The organism is Microcoleus sp. FACHB-831 (genome assembly GCF_014695585.1).
Taxonomy (GTDB): domain Bacteria; phylum Cyanobacteriota; class Cyanobacteriia; order Cyanobacteriales; family FACHB-T130; genus FACHB-831.
The window spans coordinates 37,783-57,310 of record NZ_JACJON010000036.1 but is presented as its reverse complement, the minus strand read 5'-3'; the positions used below and the strand labels follow the sequence as shown (position 1 = coordinate 57,310).

The 19,528-nt window shown below is 46.4% G+C and carries 18 protein-coding genes; 14 read left to right on the top strand and 4 right to left on the bottom strand.

Annotation, left to right across the window (positions count from 1 at the left end; all coding sequences use genetic code 11):
- Positions 1–67: 67 nt before the first annotated feature.
- The 6 genes from H6F77_RS08275 to H6F77_RS08250 all read left to right on the top strand — a co-directional run bounded on the left by H6F77_RS08275 (position 68) and on the right by H6F77_RS08250 (position 5,073).
- Positions 68–475, top strand: a complete 408-nt coding sequence (locus H6F77_RS08275) for a DUF309 domain-containing protein (protein ID WP_190487202.1) — start codon at positions 68–70, stop codon at positions 473–475.
- A 220-nt stretch (positions 476–695) separates the two neighbouring features.
- Positions 696–1,208 (top strand): LptA/OstA family protein, encoded by a 513-nt coding sequence (locus tag H6F77_RS08270; RefSeq protein ID WP_190487200.1) that lies wholly within the window; start codon positions 696–698, stop codon positions 1,206–1,208.
- A gap of 72 nt (positions 1,209–1,280) precedes the next feature.
- Complete coding sequence (gene lptB, locus H6F77_RS08265; RefSeq protein ID WP_190487198.1) at positions 1,281–2,009, top strand: LPS export ABC transporter ATP-binding protein; 729 nt, start codon at positions 1,281–1,283, stop codon at positions 2,007–2,009.
- Between the two features lie 206 nt (positions 2,010–2,215).
- The gene (locus H6F77_RS08260; RefSeq protein WP_242022004.1) at positions 2,216–3,394 is read left to right on the top strand and encodes an LptF/LptG family permease; all 1,179 of its coding nucleotides are present in this window, start codon (positions 2,216–2,218) and stop codon (positions 3,392–3,394) included.
- A 285-nt stretch (positions 3,395–3,679) separates the two neighbouring features.
- On the top strand, positions 3,680–3,838 hold the full coding sequence (locus H6F77_RS27550) for a hypothetical protein (protein WP_206753450.1): 159 nt from the start codon (positions 3,680–3,682) through the stop codon (positions 3,836–3,838).
- Positions 3,835–5,073 carry a hypothetical protein gene (locus H6F77_RS08250; RefSeq protein ID WP_190487193.1) on the top strand — a complete coding sequence of 413 codons (1,239 nt, stop codon included), beginning with the start codon at positions 3,835–3,837 and terminating at the stop codon, positions 5,071–5,073. Before H6F77_RS27550 ends, H6F77_RS08250 begins: the two co-directional genes overlap by 4 nt.
- A gap of 56 nt (positions 5,074–5,129) precedes the next feature.
- Here the strand turns inward: H6F77_RS08250 and H6F77_RS08245 are convergent, their stop codons facing one another.
- Positions 5,130–6,557 (bottom strand): NADP-dependent isocitrate dehydrogenase, encoded by a 1,428-nt coding sequence (locus H6F77_RS08245; protein WP_190487191.1) that lies wholly within the window; start codon positions 6,555–6,557, stop codon positions 5,130–5,132.
- Between the two features lie 728 nt (positions 6,558–7,285).
- On the opposite strand from H6F77_RS08245, the gene H6F77_RS08240 reads away from it, so the two are divergent.
- The 5 genes from H6F77_RS08240 (at position 7,286) to H6F77_RS08220 (ending at position 12,797) form a co-directional block, all read left to right on the top strand.
- Complete coding sequence (locus tag H6F77_RS08240; protein WP_190487189.1) at positions 7,286–7,987, top strand: response regulator transcription factor; 702 nt, start codon at positions 7,286–7,288, stop codon at positions 7,985–7,987.
- A gap of 80 nt (positions 7,988–8,067) precedes the next feature.
- Positions 8,068–8,562, top strand: coding sequence for an adenylyltransferase/cytidyltransferase family protein (locus H6F77_RS08235; RefSeq protein ID WP_190487487.1), 495 nt, complete (start codon positions 8,068–8,070; stop codon positions 8,560–8,562).
- A 130-nt stretch (positions 8,563–8,692) separates the two neighbouring features.
- Entirely contained in the window at positions 8,693–9,445 is a 753-nt protein-coding gene (locus H6F77_RS08230) for a GUN4 domain-containing protein (RefSeq protein ID WP_190487187.1), read from the top strand.
- Positions 9,446–9,743: 298 nt separating this feature from the next.
- Positions 9,744–11,315: a GAF domain-containing sensor histidine kinase gene (locus H6F77_RS08225; RefSeq protein ID WP_242022002.1), complete on the top strand. Its 1,572-nt coding sequence runs from the start codon at positions 9,744–9,746 to the stop codon at positions 11,313–11,315.
- Positions 11,316–11,399: 84 nt separating this feature from the next.
- Positions 11,400–12,797, top strand: coding sequence for an IctB family putative bicarbonate transporter (locus tag H6F77_RS08220; RefSeq protein ID WP_190487185.1), 1,398 nt, complete (start codon positions 11,400–11,402; stop codon positions 12,795–12,797).
- A 62-nt stretch (positions 12,798–12,859) separates the two neighbouring features.
- On the opposite strand, the gene smpB is transcribed toward H6F77_RS08220, so the two are convergent.
- On the bottom strand, positions 12,860–13,327 hold the full coding sequence (smpB, locus tag H6F77_RS08215) for an SsrA-binding protein SmpB (protein ID WP_190487183.1): 468 nt from the start codon (positions 13,325–13,327) through the stop codon (positions 12,860–12,862).
- A gap of 257 nt (positions 13,328–13,584) precedes the next feature.
- On the opposite strand from smpB, the gene H6F77_RS08210 reads away from it, so the two are divergent.
- Together H6F77_RS08210 and H6F77_RS08205 are read left to right on the top strand one after the other, a co-directional pair.
- Positions 13,585–15,705, top strand: a complete 2,121-nt coding sequence (locus H6F77_RS08210) for a serine/threonine-protein kinase (RefSeq protein WP_199321232.1) — start codon at positions 13,585–13,587, stop codon at positions 15,703–15,705.
- 660 nt (positions 15,706–16,365) lie between these two features.
- Positions 16,366–16,860: an RNA recognition motif domain-containing protein gene (locus tag H6F77_RS08205; protein ID WP_190487174.1), complete on the top strand. Its 495-nt coding sequence runs from the start codon at positions 16,366–16,368 to the stop codon at positions 16,858–16,860.
- A 124-nt stretch (positions 16,861–16,984) separates the two neighbouring features.
- Here the strand turns inward: H6F77_RS08205 and H6F77_RS08200 are convergent, their stop codons facing one another.
- A complete protein-coding gene (locus H6F77_RS08200; protein ID WP_190487172.1) occupies positions 16,985–17,377 on the bottom strand; it encodes a hypothetical protein in 393 nt (130 codons plus the stop codon).
- A gap of 78 nt (positions 17,378–17,455) precedes the next feature.
- Positions 17,456–18,517: an EAL domain-containing protein gene (locus H6F77_RS08195; protein ID WP_190487170.1), complete on the bottom strand. Its 1,062-nt coding sequence runs from the start codon at positions 18,515–18,517 to the stop codon at positions 17,456–17,458.
- A 267-nt stretch (positions 18,518–18,784) separates the two neighbouring features.
- Between H6F77_RS08195 and rpiA the strand changes: the two genes are divergently transcribed.
- The gene (gene rpiA, locus H6F77_RS08190) at positions 18,785–19,495 is read left to right on the top strand and encodes a ribose-5-phosphate isomerase RpiA (RefSeq protein WP_190487168.1); all 711 of its coding nucleotides are present in this window, start codon (positions 18,785–18,787) and stop codon (positions 19,493–19,495) included.
- Positions 19,496–19,528 lie beyond the last annotated feature (33 nt).

Below are 19,528 nucleotides of genomic sequence, written 5' to 3'. Positions count from 1 at the left end.
CAAGGTGTTTGAGTTTTGAGTTATGAATTAATAATTCATAACTCATAATTAAGGACTATTTTTGAGCATGGTTGAAGAAATCCCGTCTGAGTTCTGGCAGGGTGTCGAGCAGTTTAATGCAGGTGAGTTTTACGCCTGTCACGATACTCTGGAGGCGCTGTGGATGGAAGCAGGAGAGCCGCAAAAAAAGTTTTATCAGGGAGTATTGCAAATTGCCGTAGGCTGTTATCACTTGAGAAATCTCAACTGGCGCGGCTCGGCTATTTTATTAGGGGAAGGAATCGGACGCATTAGGAATTACGAACCTGTCTACAGTGGGATTGATGTTAGCAACCTGCTCGATAAAAGTGCCAGCCTGCTAGCTGCACTGCAACAGGCTGGAGCAGAAAATGTGGGTGATTTTGTTGAGCAGCTGGATCGAGACAACGGCTCCAGTTTGCCCAAAATATTGCGAGATCATACCAATGGGATTTGACATTGTTAGATGGGGCGCTAGCTATAAGTCGCTTGTAGATATATGCTTGCTTGGTGTGAGGGATTTAAATTAGAAACTTCTGACAAGCTAGATCGTCAAGATGCAAATAGCTGCAAACGGCACAAACATCCGGAATTGTCGGGATTGAGCCTTAATAGTATTGTGGAAAAAAGCCACAGCAGCTAGAACTTTATTTCACATCCAGCAGGCAGTACGATAGATGATGCCCTCTTCTCAAAGCACAAGTTTGACTCGGCGCGGCCTGGGTTTAGGAGCGATGCTGACCGCTACCTTAGCAGGAGCGATCGCACTTCCCACCCAACTTACCCTCGCCCAAACCCCAGCAGCAGGCGACGGACGCGCCCTCACCGTTCGCTCTGACGTTCAAGAAGCCAACTCTAAAACTGGAGTAGTCACGGCGAGGGGAAACGTGCAAATGTACTACCCAGCCCGCCAGATTCAGGCAACAGCGGCTCAAGCCCAATATTTCACTAAAGAGCGTCGCATTATTCTCACTGGCAATGTCTACGTCCTGCAACAGGGCAATAGTCTTCGCGGCGAAACCATCACATATCTTATTGATGAGGCTCGCTTTGTGGCGCTACCCCAGAACAACAGACAAGTAGAATCGATTTATCTAGTTTCCGACCCGGCTGCCCCCACTCAACCGCTTGCGCCTGGAGCGTCTCCCCCTTCCAGAAAGCCAGCCTCAAGAACCCCGAACAGTCGGTAATATCCTGGCAAACCTCTGTAAACCTCTAACACCTGTTAAAATTAATCCCATTTTTTCAGGTAAGCTGGTGTCGTGAAAATTGTACTAGAGAACATACACAAGTCCTACGGCAAGCGCCTGATTGTCAATCGCGTCAACCTCTCGGTTTCTCAAGGAGAAATCGTGGGGCTGCTCGGTCCCAACGGTGCGGGGAAAACGACAACTTTTTATATTGCGACTGGGTTAGAGAAACCAGATCGGGGAACGGTTTGGCTCAATGAAACAGATATCACCGCCTTATCGATGGACAAAAGGGCGCATCTGGGAATAGGTTATTTAGCCCAAGAAGCAAGTATTTTTCGACACCTAAGCGTGCGGGACAATATTTTACTGGTGCTGGAGCAGACAGGCGTACCTAAGCGCGAGTGGCGATCGCGCATGGATTTACTAATGCAAGAGTTTCGCCTAGAAAAAGTAGGCAACACCCTGGGAAATCAAGTATCTGGGGGGGAACGGCGGCGGACAGAATTAGCAAGAGCCTTAGCTGCGGGTGTAGAAGGGCCAAAATTTTTGCTACTAGATGAACCGTTTGCTGGTGTTGACCCGATTGCCGTATCGGAAATTCAAAAAATTATAGCCAAACTGCGCGATCGCGAGATGGGAATTTTGATTACAGACCACAACGTTCGCGAAACCCTAGCCATCACAGACCGAGCTTACATCATGCGCGATGGACAAATCTTGGCGAACGGCAGCGCCGAAGAACTCTACAATAACCCCTTAGTGCGCCAATATTACTTAGGAGATGACTTCCAAAGATAGTTTTGGAAATGGCTAATAGGGAATAGGAAATGGGGAGTACAGAAAATTTCTGAGTTCTTAATTTTGCTGAATTCGAGAGTTTAATTCAAAACCGGAAGCGGAGCGTCTCCAGCGACGCTCAAGACGTAATTCCCAATTCCCTTCTTCCCAATTCCCGATGCTCGATGCCCGATGCCTAACGCCCAATTCCCAATGCCCAATTACAGATGACCAAGGACAAACCAAAGTCTTTTAATTCTATATCTACGCTAATTCCTGGCTTTTCAGTCATGGATCGCTACATTGCCGCAGAACTAATCATGCCGTTTCTGTTTGGCGTGTGCCTATTTTCTTCCGTAGTTTTGTCGGTTGGTGTACTCTTTGACCTGATGCGGAAAGTCACCGAATCGGGGCTGATGATGACGGTAGCGCTGCAAGTGCTACTTCTGAAGCTGCCACAGTTCGTCCTGTATGCCTTTCCTATGTCTACACTACTGGCGGCCTTGATGACATACAGCCGTCTTTCTAGTGATAGCGAACTGATTGCACTGCGTAGCTGCGGCGTTAGTATCTACCGACTCATAATGCCCGCAGTCGTCCTTAGCTTTATTGTTACAGGGATAACTTTTTTATTTAACGAACGGGTCGTACCAGCTGCCAACTATCAGGCAAACTTAACTTTAGATCAAGCCTTAAAAAAAGACAAACCAGACATTCGGGAAAGTAATTTTATTTTTCCAGAATATCGTAGAGTACGTCAGCCGAATGGCGAACGAACCCAGGTATTAACACGCCTGTTGTATGCTCAAGAAGTTGATGGTAGAGGTATGAAAGGGTTGACCATTTTGGACTGGTCGCAGGAAGGTCTTAACCAAATTGTTACCGCCCAATCAGCTATTTGGAACCTTGCCCAAAACACCTGGGATTTTTACAACGGCACTATTTATTTAGTCTCTCCCGATGCGTCTTACCGCAACATTGTAAAATTCGCGCACCAACAATTGCAACTGCCCCGAACTCCTCTAGATTTGGCATCCCAGCGCCTCGACTACACCGAGATGAACATTGACCAACTCAAAGAGGATATGAAATTAGTCCGCCTGAGCGGAGATTTTAAGAAAGTTCGCAAGCACGAGGTTCGCCTGCAAGAAAGATATGCATTTCCCTTTGTTTGTTTAGTTTTTGGTTTGTTAGGCTCTGCATTGGGAAGCAGACCTCAACGGACTGGGAAGGCAACAAGTTTTGGTATCACTGTCGTGATAGTTTTGGCTTACTATTCATTAGCGACTTTCAGCAGTTCTTTCGGTTTGATGGGTATTCTTCCACCTTGGATGGCAGCTTGGACGGCAAATGTTTTCGGCTTTGGGGCAGGAGGATTTTTATTGTGGCGTCGCTCCGTCCGATAGAATATTGTTGGTAAAATTGGCGATCGCGTTGGGCTTTTAAGTCCCCAGTCCAAAATTTACATATTAAACTCTATAAAGCTCTGCAATCTTTGCAGCAGGTTGTTTAAACCTATATAGAACAAAGCCACATCTTTAGCAAAACTACACATAGGTGCATCTGTTTTAACCCTAATAAAGGCTAAAATAAACTTACTATCACATTAAAACAACAAATTTCTTAAACCTACTAGCAACTGTTGGTTGGTGTAATTTCCTAAAAGACACAGCGGTAGCAGGCGGAGCCGCTTGAGTGAAACCGCAGATAATATTAGTGCTAAAGCAACGTACAAGCACAACCCCACACCGCTATTTTGGAACTGGCGATATAGATTCGCCGCGATCGCTCTACCCATTACATCTTTAACAGTCGTATCTGTGCAGAATAAAGCTGCATTACAGTCATGACATCTCGCAAGCAAACCCCCGCATACTTCCGAATAATCAAAGCGCGGTTACGGCTTGTGGCGCGACCAGAGTTTTGGGGTGCAGCTACATCGCTACTTGTGTTGGCGTTATTCGCTTGGCAGTATTTTACTCACCCGGACTGGCTCAATACTGCTTGGGATGACAGCGAGACTGGTAACGAGCAAGCGATAAATTCAAATAATTCTTCTACTGACACAACGCTTTCTCAGGCAGATGTTAGATCTATCGGTGCAGATATTGATAGCTTGCCAGTGATAATGGCAGAAGTTACGCCCCTGAATGTTCCACCCTCTGCGATCGCACCAAACGCGACAGCTAAATCCAGCAAACAAGAGGGTTTGTTTGAGGCGTACAATCGTCAAAAGGCCAGCTCCAATACCGATTCGACGACAAACATACCAAGCGCTGCTCCTGTAACCCTAGTACCGAAGCCCTCTAACAAGCAAAATACTAATAATACTTTTGCTGCATCAGCACAAGAAATCTTAAATAACGGGCCTTTTGGAAGTGGCGATCGCTTTATGCCCATCCAACCAGTCACCCCTGAATTTTCTGCATCCAAAGCTGATGGAACCAAAACACCAGTACAGACAGACAATTGGCTAAATTTAGTTAACCAGCAAGACACACCAACGGTAGTCCCAGCAGAACGGCGAGACGCAACCAATCCTCGCTCGTTAGAAGCCGCGCTGAACCAACCTACACAGCCACCTACTCCTATCCCCAATGCTCAGACATCTCTAACACCTCTAGAACCCAGAGAAGCGAATAATCAGATAACTACAACAACCCAAGGGCAGCCACTACTCCCCACTCCAAGTTTGAGCAATGCGATCGCCCCTCCAGCGACGACGGTCGCGCCCACCATACAAAGCTATAGCGTCCCACCAACGCCAACCATAAACAATCCCACCAATTCCTATACCTATTTAACCCAGCCGCAGTCAGTGCCAGTGCAACCGACTGTACCCGCAACTTTGCCCTCCGCACCAGTAATACCGGGCAATTACTATATGCCGCAATATTCAACTGGGTTGCCAAGCCAGAACACAGGAGTAACAAACCCCGGTTTTAATTCCACACTAAATAATTCCGCAGTGCAACCCAGTCAAATAAATCCGCCCAACTCAATTCAACCCCGCCCAACATCACGACAATACGTTCCCGGACAATACAGCGGTGGAGGTCAGATTAATACTTTTTCCAATCCCTAGTAGTTAGTAGGTAATGGGTAATCGTTGTTTAAAAATTACCCCTTACCAATTACCAACTAGCGATTGAAGTGCGTGATGATAGCATCGGCAAACTCAGAACATTTCAGGGGTGGATCTACGGGTGGTTCCATCAACCGAGCCAAGTCATAAGTTACTTCACCGTTAGAAATGGCGGCTCCAATTCCCTGTTTGATTAGGTCTGCTGCTTCCTGCCAACCCATGAATTCCAGCATCATCACTCCCGACAAAATGACAGAACCGGGGTTAATCCGGTCTAAGCCAGCGTGCTTGGGCGCCGTGCCGTGAGTTGCCTCAAATATGGCACACTGGTCGCCAATGTTAGCTCCTGGCCCCATCCCCAAACCGCCGACAATTGCGGCAGCAGCATCCGATAGATAATCACCGTTCAGGTTCATCGTGGCGAGGATGGAATACTCATCCGGGCGTGTCTGAATCTGCTGGAAAATGCTATCGGCTATCCGATCGTTTACCATCACCTTGTCTTTCCACTGACCATTGCCGTGAGTTTCACCAATGGCGTTGAGGACTTGTTCAACTTCCTGGCAAATTTTGGCTTGTTTTTCGGCAGTGAGGGCGTCATACCCAGGTTCAATCTGACGGGCGTTTTCTTCTAATGTGATGTTGGGATTGCGCTCTTTGTTGCCCAAAATCCAAGACTCGCGTTCCGTAACGCATTGCGCCCGAAATTCAGTAGTAGCTAACTCGTACCCCCAATCTCGGAAAGCGCCTTCGGTGTACTTCATAATGTTGCCCTTATGTACCAAAGTCACCTGCTGCTTTTGTTTGGGTAAGCGCAAGGCATTCTGTATGGCACGGCGCACTAGACGCTGGGAGCCAGTTTTACTAATTGGCTTGATGCCGATACCAGAATCAAGGGGGATTTGCTTTTTACCGTGTTCTGGTGTTGCTGGAATTAACTCAGTGTTGAGCAGTTTAATCAGTTTGTCGCCAATTTCGCTGCCTTGACGCCACTCAATTCCCAGGTAGATGTCTTCTGTGTTTTCGCGATAGACGAGGACATCTAGTTTTTCCGGGTTTTTGTGAGGAGAGGGCGTGCCTGCGTAATATTTGCAGGGACGAACGCAGGAATATAGGTCAAAAATCTGGCGCAGTGCTACGTTTAGCGACCTGATGCCTCCTCCAACTGGCGTGGTGAGGGGGCCTTTTATGGCAATGCCGTATTCTCTGATGGCTTGCAGGGTGTCTTCGGGCAAGTATTGGTAGGTGCCGTATTTTTCGCAGGCTTCATCTCCGGCGTAAACTTTGAACCAGCTGATTTGCCGCTTGCCGCCATAAGCTTTTGCTACTGCGGCGTCTAAGACTTTTTGGGCGGCAGGCCAGATGTCGATTCCCGTGCCGTCTCCCCTGATGAAGGGAACGATGGGGTTATCAGGGACGATGGGTTCGCCATTTTGGAAGGTGATGCGATCGCCTAATTCTGGAGGAGCTATTTTCTCGTACATATTGCTATAAGCTTGATACCGTGCTTTTTTGGTAGGCTACCAAAATCTCTGTGGCTAAGGATAGTTAAACCAAAAAATATTAGGAAGTCCTGACATAGAATACCCTGCTGTAGGATTACTATTGCTAGTCTATTGGCGGTTAGAATTTCTTGTTAGATAAGTTACCAAGGTCTTTTGAGGGGCGATCGTTCCCCCCTCAAAATACTCCCGCTAACCACCAAGATAGTAAGCGAACCTCAAAACCGATCTACGGCGTCGGCTAAGTTACTGATTGGGTAAAATGCTTATATGTACTGAAACTTAAGGCATTATGCTGAGATTGTGTGAATTTTTACCTGGGCACCTAAGAAATTGTTGGGGAATACATCACAGGCTATAGGGAATTTTCATTCCCTATAGCCTGGAATTTGGGCAAAGCTGCCTTAAGTGCAGGCCAACCCAGAGGCGGTAAGGCTGAGTCAAGAAAGCAGATAACCAGTAGATTTACGCATAAGCTGGCGGCAATGCGTAGCTATTACTAACGGCGGGTTCCGTTTGCGATATTGACGAATAGGCAATTTACACTATGATTTTCTAGCCAAGGGGTCATCCCCAACCCGCTTTTCTCCCCCGCTGAGTTCCAAGGCAGCGGTTTAAAAGTGGTGACATATTCTTGGCTATAATCGCTTCGCTTAGGGAACTGCATAGGGTATCCCGCGAGGAAATTCACACCCAGGGTTATAAGCGAGATGAAAAGGATTTTAGTCGTTGACGACGATAACACCCTGCGAGTAGTCCTGACCCGCTTCCTACAAAACCAGGGATACCAAGTTCAGGACGTTAGTTCAGGAATCGAGGGATTGACCGTTTTTGAGCATAACCCGCCGGATCTGGTAGTTTCTGATGTGATCATGCCAGATATGGACGGGATAGAGTTTTGTCGTCGCTTGCGCGCGACCCGTGAGGGGCAATTGGTGCCGTTTATATTTTTGTCTGGTCAAGGAGAACTCGAAGATCGGATTCAAGGGCACTCGATAGGGGCGGATGATTATTTGACAAAACCATTTGAACCGAGGGAATTAGTAGCGAAAATTGAAGCGCAGTTAGAGCGATCGCGCCGCATCAATGCTGAGATGGTAAGGTTAATGCAGCATTTAGGTGCGGGTTCTATGGCCTCGGCCACACCCAATAAGGCGGAAACAGCGGCATCTGCTTCGTCTTCATCTCCCCCTCAGTCGCTGCCGTTGACTCCAGCAGAGCAAAGAGTGTTTTGGGAGGTTATACAGGGTTTTACTAATAAACAAATTAGCGATCGCTTGTTTATCAGCCCCCGCACGGTTCAGACGCATCTGAGTAACATCCTCAGCAAGCTAGATCTAGAGAATAGGTCGCAGCTGGTACGTTTTGCCTTTGAAAGGGGATACAGACCACCCGCAGACGGTGAAAAATGAATTACTCATCAAGCCTTGAAAAACATCATTTAGGCAATAATTCTTAATTGATACTTTTTGTGCAAGTAGCCCCAAGCAAAATGATTTCCGGCGTTTATACATTGAGCGAAATAGAAGAAGCGATCGCACGATACAGCGATCGGTGGCGACCCTTGGTTTTTACCAATGGCTGCTTCGATCTGCTCCACGTCGGTCACGTGCGGTACTTACAGGTGGCTAAGTCCTTGGGGCGATCGCTCATCGTCGGTTTAAACAGCGATGACTCAGTGCGTACCATCAAGCCAAACAAACCAGGATTACCCGCCCGACCCATTGTGCCAGAGCAACAGCGTGCTGAACTTCTCGCCGCCCTAAAGCCAGTTGATGGGGTAGTAATTTTCCACTCATCTACAGCGACTAGCTTAATTGAAGCCCTCAAACCCGAAATCTACGTCAAAGGAGGCGACTACAGCTTGGAAACGCTGCCGGAAGCACCAGCCGTTCAAGCCTACAAAGGCCAAATTCAGTTGGTCAAAGTAGAAATTCCCACCTCGACTACAGGAATTATTAACCGCATCCTGCGCCCAGACGGGTAACTCCAGACCTTAGACTTGGAATGGGTGGATATGTCGATAACACAGAAACCATATCTTCAATCGACACTCACCTTACTTGCGCCCAAGGCTTTAGACAGTCCTAAATTCACAGACCCTAGTCCACTATTTAATGACTGACCCAACCACTGCCGCTCTACCAGACACCAGCAACAACCTACTCGCCGACCTCCGCCTCAAATTCAAGTCTGGCTCTGAAAAAGCTCAACTACAAATCATCCCAGAACTCGTAAGTGCTGGGGATGAGGGCTTAGAGGTCTTGATGGAATTTTTAGCTCAAGGCCGATCCTCACCAGCAAGCTGTGTTGATGGTAAAGCTTATCAAGCTTTACTATCGGCCAGCTCAAAAGCCGCAACTGAATTTCTCCAAACCTACTTTCCCAAGGGCATATTGCCGCTGCATTCCGAGCGCAGCATTGATTACACTCAAATACAACAGTTGCTCGCCGCACAAGACTTTCAGGCAGCCGACCGCCTCACCCTACAAAAGCTCTGCGAACTAGCAGGAGCAACCGCAGTAAAAAGAAAATGGCTGTATTTTACAGAAGTAGAAAATTTTCCCATTACCGACCTACAAACAATCAATAGCTTGTGGTTCGTTTACTCCGAAGGTAGATTTGGCTTTTCCGTTCAACGGGAAATCTGGCTCTCACTGGGCAAAAATTGGGAAAAGTTATGGCCAAAAATTGGCTGGAAAGCTGGCAATAACTGGACGCGATATCCCAACGAGTTTACCTGGAATCTAACCGCACCCAGAGGCCATCTGCCCCTCTCAAATCAGCTGCGGGGCGTGCGGGTAATTTCCTCTTTGTTGTCTCATCCAGCGTGGTCTAGCTCTAGCGACGGGGCTAAAAAGGGCGAATAAAGATTCGCTGATATTCTCGTTCCCAAGCAACACTTGGGTAACGAGTGCTGGCTAGACTGCTGTCTCTAAAAGACCCAATTTGCAATAAATGGTGCAAGATTTGTCTCGCTCATACTTATTAAATCTTGCATCCATCGCTCTTTGTTTAATTAAAAATTGCAAATTACCAATTAGAAATTACGAAAATATAGTACGCCAGGGCCTTAGTGCTTCAAACTTTTAAGCAATATCACCTCAAATGTTTGTCAGGGGCTTTGTTCGGGAACGCTAGATATAGCTGGTAATTATTTAAAAAGTCATGCAAGCAGCGAGTATGAGGACAGGGGTTGTCATGGTAAGCCCAGAAACTAGACTGTTTTGTCGTCTGGATGGTTTGACACCGCAAGCTAGAGAACAACAAAGGTTGAAAGCTCTGGCCGAGATGGGAGTACTGGAAGCAGAGACAGTACCAGTTTTTGAAGAAGCCACTCAAACAGCTGCCCGTTATTTAGAAACGCCCATCTGCATCTTGGGTGTAATGGCACAAGATAGGCAGTTGCTAAAGTCAGCAGTGGGTTTATCAAGAGTTGGGCTGATGAATGAGCTGGCAACGTCGCGGTGTCTGCCGCGCAGCGAAGCCTTCTGCACTTATGTAGTGGATAGCCATCAAGTTTTGGCTATTCCTGATACGCTAACGCACCCAGTTTTTGCCAATAGCTTACTATTTGGGCACTACGGTATCCGTTCGTACTTAGGAGCGCCACTTATAACAGCAGATGGATATTGCCTGGGTACGCTGGCGGTGATGGATGTAGTGCCTCGGATTTTTACCACTAAAGATATTGACTTTTTAGAACTCACGGCTCGCTGGGCGTTGAGCGAATATGAGCGCAACCGTCTCTTCACTAAAGAGCGCAAAGCCTCAGTCAACCTAATTTCCAAATCAGCCGTAAACCTGCCACTGCCTGCTTCTGATTTTACAATGGGCAGTCAGGACGACAAATATGATGTTGGAATGGGTTCAGGTGGCAAACAAATATCGCCTAACTTCATTAAACTAAAATTACTCAGTAGTCTGGCGCAGGAACTCCGGACGCCGTTGACATCGGTTATGGGGATGGCTAGCGTTCTGGGTCGCGAAGTTTATGGCCCTTTAACAACTAAACAGAAGGAATACCTGGAGATTATCCACCACAGCGGTCAGCACTTGGTAGAGCTGGTTGATGAAATTTCAGCCTTGGGAATCTTGGATGAAGGTGGCCTAAAACTCCAAATCTCATCTGTAGATATTGAAATGCTCTGTCAACAGGCGATCAATAGTTTGTTCCAAGTGGCCAAGCAGCGACAGCAAAAGATTCGTTTATCGGTAGAGCCTACTTATCGTATCTGGTCGCTAGACAAAGACAAAGTTCGGCAAATACTTTACTACCTAGTTTTTAGCGTCATTCAATCATCTGAGGCTGGGGGTGTGGTTCGCATCCACGTCTCTCGCAAGAGCGAAAAACTGAACATAAGCGTTTGGGTTTCTCACCCTTGGCTAGGAGATGGACTGCCTCAGATTGAATTTTACTCGACGGCTTCTGTAGCAGCTCTGGACAATGGCTTAGAAGCCACGCTAAACAGAGATTATGAAATTGATGAGGAGCCACCAATATCCTACCTACCCTCAGCCAATCAGATGTCAAGTTCCTCTATGTCGGCTGCGTTGGCGATTGTGGAGGAGCTGACACAGCTTTCTGAGGGCAATAACTCCCGCGAAAGTTTGGGGCTATTACTTAGCTGTCAGTTGGCAGAGATACATGGGGGGCAAATTTCCGTTCAAGGTTCGGCAGAGTCGGGGTATCGGTATGTGGTGAGTCTGCCCCAGTTAGCAACATCGGAAGACTTTTGAGTTTTGAGCAGAGACTCCGGACTATGGACTATGGACGATGGACAGTCTAAAGTCTAAAGTTTAAAGTCTCATGTCTAAAGTCAAATGACTGTTTGGCAACAATTTACGCTATCGGATTTGCCGCTTTATCAGTGGCAAGGCAGCAGCTATTTGTACAGGTTGGTCGGTCCTCTTTCGGCGTGGCGTCGGAGCAGCTTGCTGATGCAGTGGGGGGAACCGATTGGGGCGTTGTTGGTTAGCCTCGTGTTTGCTCTGGCTCCCTTTGTTCCGAATAACCAGATAGGCGTCTTGTTGAGTGCGGGTGCTTTTTATTGGCTCCTGCTGACGCTATCGGATGACGGTAAGAGGGGTGCGACGCCTGTTCATTTGCTTGTTTTGTTGTATTGGGCCATTTCTACTGTGGCAACGGCTTTGTCGCCTGTTAAGGCGGCGGCTATGCCTGGTTGGAGTAAGCTGACGCTGTACTTGTTGATGTTTGCGCTGATGGCGCGGGTGTTGCGATCGCCCCGTCTGCGCTCTTGGATTATCACCGTATACTTACACGTAACTCTGATTGTCGGTGTATACGGCTTGCGACAGTGGTTTTTTGGAGCGGCGCAATTGGCTACTTGGGTCGATCCTAGTTCTCCTTTGTCTAAGACCACGCGAGTCTATAGCTATTTAGGCAACCCTAACTTACTGGCAGCTTATCTGTTGCCTGCTGTAGCTTTGAGCATTGCAGCTATTTTTGTTTGGCGCAGCGCGGTTGCCAAAGCTTTGGCAGTGACAATGCTTATTGTCAACTTAAGCTGCTCGATACTAACTTTCAGTCGCGGTGGCTGGATTGGTTTGGCGCTATTAGGTTTAACTTTCTTGGGGTTGGCGTGGTACTGGTGGAAGGACTATATACCACCGTACTGGCGCACTTGGGGTCTGCTGTCGCTACTGGTAACTATGGCAGCATTATTGGCAATGGGGATAGTGTTTGTCGAACCAATGCGCGATCGCATTTTGAGTATGTTTGTCGGTCGCGGGGATAGCAGTAACAATTTCCGCATCAATGTTTGGCAGGCTGTTGACCAGATGATACGCGATCGCCCGATTTTAGGCATTGGTCCTGGCAACACTGCCTTCAACAAAATCTACCCTATCTATCAAATCAGCCCCCGCTACACTGCTTTGAGTGCCTATTCCATACCGCGCGAAATTCTTGTGGAAACAGGATTTATCGGATTTTCTTGTTTCCTGTGGCTGTTAGTGGTGACGTTTAATCATGGGTGGAGGCACCTGAAGCATCTGCAAGAATCCAAAAATCACCTAGCGTTTTGGTTGATGGCAGCGATCGCGGGTATGGTTGGTTTACTCGGCCAGGGTCTTTTCGATACTGTATGGTACCGCCCAGAAGTAAATACCCTCTGGTGGTTGATGGTGGCGATAGTTGCCAGTTTCTACAGTTCACCATCTTTAACTCTGCCACAAGACACAGGGGGGAATAGGGAATAGGGAATAGGGAGAAAATCGGCGTCTCTACAAGGACTCCGGACTCCCAATCTCATTCCAAATTTTTAATAACGCTTCATCGCGCGTTCGATCTCCCGCTTGTCGTCGCGGCGTTTGGTATCTTCGCGCTTATCGTGCAACTTCTTACCTTTCCCCAGAGCCAAGTCTATCTTAACCAAGCCCCGCTTCAGGTACATCTTAAGGGGCACTAAAGTCAAGCCTTCCTGTTCTACCTTGCCGATTAGCTTACGAATTTGTTGCTTGTGTAACAACAGCTTGCGAGTGCGACGGGGGTCATGGTTAAAATACTCGCCGCTACTTTCATGGGGAGAGATGTGGACGTTGATCAGCCACGCTTCCCCATTACGAATTAAGCCATACGCATCTCGCAGGTTGACCTTACCCGCCCGAATTGACTTAACCTCCGTGCCCTTCAACTCAATCCCAGCTTCGTAGGTTTCCAGGATTTCATAGAGAAAACGAGCTTGGCGGTTGTCGCTGACTATTTTGAAACCATCGCTTTTTTCGCTCATGTATTCAATTTAGCTTGACGGCAGTGTGTGCGGCTACACCAGGATGTTTTACCATACCAAAATCCGCAGCCAAGTTCCACAAGACAGGACAAATTTCGTATAAGAACAAATATAGGCCATGCGCCGCCAACAGGCCAGGGCTACCAAAAGCCAACTTCTGGCTAGCCGCGATCGCCCTGGGGATTTAAAAGCGATCGCAGGGTAAATTGGTAGAGTAAGCTTGTTTTTCGCGATCGCTCCGCGCTTCACGACACAGCATGAACCAGATTATCGGGCAAACATTAGGAGGACACTACCAAATCACCAGCCATTTGGGTGGTGGTGGATTTGGTCAAACTTATCTAGCTAAAGATCAATATCTCCCTGGCAATCCCCAGTGCGTCGTTAAGCAACTCCAGCCCCAAGCAACAGATCCCTTTACTTTGCAGACGGCGCGGCGTTTGTTTGATACCGAAGCCAAAATTCTTTATCAATTAGGAACTCACGACCAAATACCGCGCCTTTTTGCTTATTTTGAAGAAAATCAAGAATTTTATCTAGTACAGGAGTTCATTGAAGGTCACGATCTCAGCCAAGAATTGACTCCAGCTATCATAGGCGGTCAGTTGAGTGAAGGTGAGGTTATTGGTCTTTTGCAAGACATCCTGGAAATATTAGAATTTGTCCACCAGCAAAATGTAATTCACCGCGATGTCAAACCTCGCAATATACTGCGCCGCCAGAAAGACGGCAAATTAGTTTTAATTGATTTTGGAGCAGTTAAACAAGTTAGCACTCAAATCATTAATGGAGCGCAAGCTAGCTTTACTGTTGCTATTGGAACGCCCGGATATCAACCAAGCGAACAAGCTAGCGGCAATCCTCGGTTAAGTAGTGATATTTATGCTGTGGGAATGATTGGCCTTCAAGCGCTTACAGGCTTGTCACCTAACCAAATACCAATTGATGGCGATACGGGTGAAATTATTTGGCACGACAAAGCAAAAGTAAGCCCTGAATTAGCCAATGTATTAGATAAAATGGTGCGCTATGATTTTCGGCAGCGCTACCAGTCAGGAAAAGAAGCTTTGCAAGCTGTCAAAACCTTGAAATTTAGCACAAAACCCACGTCGGTTGTGCCATTTACCAAATCCTTACCTACGTCTAACAATCAGAATAAACCAACAAAATATAAAGTAACTCAGCGGCAGGTTTTAAGCTGGACGATGTTGATTGCCTTGGGCGTTGCTGTAGCAGTTTTTATGGCAAATCTTACAACTTCTTCCAATGCGACGCAACTCTACAATCAGGCTAAAAACCTGTACGATTTGAACCGATATGAGGAAGCACTAACTGCTTATAAAAAAGCGGTTGGGGTTAGGCCGGAATATCTTGATGCTTGGAACGGTCAGGGCAAAACTCTGTTAAGCTTAAAACGCTATAAAGAAGCGTTAGAAGCATACGAAAAAGCGATTCAACTCAAACCAGACGACTTGGATGCATGGGTTGGTAGAGGGTATGCTCTGGATAGTTTGGAGCGATATGAGGAGGCAATTTCCTCATTTGATAAGGCTCTGAAAATACAGATAACGTCGGCGGAAGCTTGGAATGGGCAGGGAGATGCGCTGATGAATTTGCAGCGCTACGAACAAGCGATCGCCTCTTATGACAAAGCTGTTGAACTTAAGCCCGACTACTACCAATCGTGGTACAACCGAGGTTGGGCGCTGCATAGTTTGAAGCGCTACCAAGAAGCTATTAAATCCTATGACAAAGTTGTTCAATTTAAGCCTGAATACTACCAGGCTTGGTACAACCGAGGCAATGGCTTTATCAATTTACAACGATATCAAGAAGCGGTTGAATCTTATGATAAAGCGGTTCAATACAAGCCGGAGTATTATCAGGCGTGGTATAGCAGAGGCAATGCGTTAAACAATTTGCGACAATATAAAGACGCGATCGCATCTTTTGATAAAGCAGTTAGCTATCAACCGGATTTATACGAAGCTTGGCACGTTCGCGGCTGGGTACTCCATCAATCGCAACGCTACGAAGATGCCGTTGAATCTTATGATAAAGCGCTGCAATTGAAAACAAAAGATTACTTAGTTTGGTATAACAGAGGGAATGCGCTTTATAACTTGAAACGATATCAAGAAGCTGTTAATTCCTATGACAGAGCGGTGAAAATTAAGCCGGATAACTACGAATCTTGGTACAGCCGGGGGAATGGGTTGTTAAACTTGAAACGAGAAAAAGATGCTATTGCCTCTTATGATAAAGCCCTACAATATAAACGGGACTATCAACAAGCAATAGAAGCTAAAAAAAGGGTGGAGGCGGCTCAGTTGCAGCAGCAGCCACAACAACCAAATATCAATCTCAAGATTAATTAAACCACGCTGCCTCGCCATAAACGTTATGAGTAGTTGATGGGGTACAGTTGTAGTGTGTAAAGATGGGAAAGGAGCGATCGCTCAATTGAGTCATGCCTTGACCAATGTTAGCCTCTGCTTTAGTGGTAAATCAGTCCTAAAATGGGATGGTCGAGTTTTGAACTAAGAAGAGTTTTTTATTAAAGCGCGATCGCTCGTCGTTCGCAATATGCTGAAGATAGTCTGCATATAAAAGACTGTCAATTGGCTTGCAACCCTCATTGGTAAAGGGTTGTAACGGTTATAGCTCTATCTTTAGAGGGTGAACGGCAATACATATGTGTGGCCGAAATCTTCTTTTTGAAGTAGATCCAGATCGAATGCCGTGATACCTTTAATAATGGCGTGAACATTCTGATTAAACAAAAACACAAAAAACGCTTTGGCTGTGATTTCTGCTGTTCAAACCATGCGTCTGACAGTCAGGTGCGAAGCGTTAGACGCCGGATATACGCTAAGCTATGGTTGCCTGTTACGAGTTATGTTGTTCGCCAAAAGCATTGCTGAGTCCAAAAGGGACTGGGCGGAAAAATCATTCGTCAACTGCGTATATCCTTCGCTAACATCATGTTGACGCCTGCAAGCAAATTAGTTTAAAGATCGAGTCTGGAGGAATATTTTATGTCCGTTCGTCTGTATGTAGGAAATCTGCCTAAAGAAGAAGTAGACCGCGCTGAGTTGCAAGCCGTTTTTGGCGACGCAGGTGATTCTATTTCTACTAAGGTGATTAAAGACCGCAAAACTGGCCAATGTCGTGGTTTTGCCTTTGTGACGGTGAAAACTGATGAACAAGCCGATGAACTCATTGAAAAGTTCAACGGCTTTGTGTTCAAAGACAGCGCTCTAAAAATAGAAAAGGCACTACCACGCGCTAAGGGTGCTGAAGAGGAGACTCCTCGTCCAGCAGCGCCTGTTACTGCTGGTACTCCCAGCAGCACAGGCGGTAGTACCGAGAAGCCCAGCACTGGTGGTGGGCGTCGTGGTAATAAGAAGCCCCGCCGCGGTCCCAGCAGTTCTACACCAGCAGATCAAGAAGGCATTCAACCCGACCCTCGCTGGGCGAGCGAATTGTCCAAGCTAAAGGAACTTTTGGCTGCTCAAGCCAGCAATTCCTAGTCTGGGCTGCTTAGAATCTGCGCTGGTGTTTGCAGCAAGCCGGATCGCCAGCCCCGGTCTTAATTGCTTGCAGGAAACTAATTGATATTTTCCCGACGCTAACCGCCTTGCGGTCAGCTCGGGTTTATTTTTTTAAGGGTACTTGCAACCAGTCTTGTAGGTGCGATCGCAGTTGCTGGGTAAATTCTGCTCGTTGGTCAAATCGTTCGGTGCGTATCGGCTTGCGATCGCCATCTAGCGTCCAACCGTAATCGCTACTCAAGCGCAATTTGCCTTGCCAATCGGCAACTGAAACTATCAACTGGTTAGATGGGCTATTGTCTAGCCCAAGAACGCGAAACACATAGTTAAAGGTATTCTGGCTTGCTGCGGCTACGGTTGAGGGTTGGCCGCATTCTTGCTCTAGACGCGATCGCACTTGCTGTGTTAAACCCGGCTCCTCCACATCCTCCAGAGTGCGTACAGCTAAAGTCAGGGCAAAATAAAACTCTTCAACTGGGATAAATTCAAGCTGCATATAAAATCTTCTGACTTGTCTGTTGTCCGTTGTCCATTGTCCGTTGTCAGGTGTTTTTTGTAACTAACCCATGACTAACTATGATGCCAACGAAACCGGACAACTCAATAAATCCAGCGATTTTTGCCACAAATTGCGTGCAGGTCTTCCCAGACCAAACCCCTGGCCCATGTCAACACCTAAATCGCGGCAAAAGTTAATATCTTCGAGAGCCTCAAGTCCCTCAGCAACAACAAGAATTCCAGCTTGGTGAGCAGCATCAAGGGTACTTTTGAGTAAAATCTGCTTTAGGGTATGTCGGCTGCAACCATGCACCAGCCGCCGATCTATTTTGACTATATCCGGACGAAACTCTAGGAAATAGTTATCCATCGAAGTACAACTGCACAAATCATCGACGGCAATAAGAAACCCCCACTCTTTAATACGGTTGATAATTTGGTGCAAACTATAGGTCTGGCCTAGAGCTTCTATTTCAGTTAATTCAAATATAATTTGTTGAGGCCGCAGTCCTAGATCCAAAACTCGCTTTAAATTACGCTCTATTACCTGGGGGTCACGAATCAGAGCATTTGGCACAATATTAATAAAAAACTTGAGATCGTTGTTATGAGCCGCTATTGATTCCAAACAAGTCGAACGAGCTAACTCATCAAACTCATTAGTTAGCTGGGTTGCTAGAGCTGCATCAATTAATTGTTGGCCTGTATAGTATCTTTCTTGGTTGTCGAGGGCGCGAGCCAGACATTCGTGACCGATTAGTTCTCCATTTAATAAATCAAATATTGGCTGATACTCGAAAAATAGACGTTCTTTTGCTAAAATTTGAAAAAACCAGCTATATTTGACAGATTTAGTAATTGAAATCAGCGGTTGAGCTTTGAGAAATTCTAGGAGTAAATTTGAACAATCGGATGGCGATCGCGTCATTAAAAAACGACAGGCGGCTTGTTCGTTACTGGAAAACGCCTTAGTTAGGTGGCGGAATATAGCTTTTAAATGGCGCTTAGTTACATACTGATACAGAAGTTGAGGAATAGCAGGGATGGGCTGAAATCCTAGTTTCAATAAGCAATTTGTGGCTTCGATATTGGATGGTTGAATAATGAAATTCAGCGAATCTATTGGTAAACTTATCATTTTACACCGTTCAGATATTTCTCTTCTGAATTAAGATATATCGTAATAGAAAATAAATATTTTTTAAATTAACTATATTTTAAGCTAAGCATGATTTTTGCTAATTTCAGCAAGAAATAAGCTTGGGTATAGTCTACAAGTTTGTGTGGTAAAAACAAAATATTTGGTTAAATTCAAGCAAATCATAGTAAATTGCTAGAAACAGCGATCGCGGTCACTGGTATTGTGTGACCAGAACATAAATACTGAGTAAGAGGAGATTTGGTGATGACAGCAGAAATTGACCCCGTTAAGCTAATGAAACAGGAAGTTGGTAAGGCAGCAGCCTCCCGCGTGCAATCGGGTACGATTGTAGGGTTAGGCACGGGGTCAACAACAGCATATGCGATTCAATCTTTGGGCGATCGCATCAAGTCAGGCGAACTCAAAGATATCAAAGGAGTACCCACTTCATTTCAAGCAGAAGTGCTAGCCAAACAATACGGCATCCCCTTAACCACCTTGGATGCAATCGATCGTATCGACATTGCTATCGATGGCGCAGATGAAGTCGATCCACACAAGAATTTAATCAAAGGTGGCGGTGCTGCCCATACCCGCGAAAAAATAGTGGATACCTTAGCCGAACAGTTTATCGTCGTAGTAGACAGCGGTAAGCTAGTAGAAAAACTCGGTTCCACCTTCTTGCTCCCAGTCGAAGTGATACCGATGGCTATAACTCCCGTTATGCGTGCCATCGAAAAGCTAGGTGGAAAACCAGAACTACGCATGGGCATCAAAAAAGCAGGCCCCGTAATTACCGACCAAGGTAACATGGTTGTCGATGTAAAATTTGACACCATAGACGATCCAGCAGGCTTAGAAAAGACCCTGAATAACATTCCCGGTGTCTTGGAAAATGGTTTATTCGTAGGTGTGACCGACGTGGTACTCATTGGTGAAGTCAAAGATGGCAAGCCCGTAATCAGAGAAATGTAGCAATTTTAGATTTTAGATTTTAGATTTTAGATT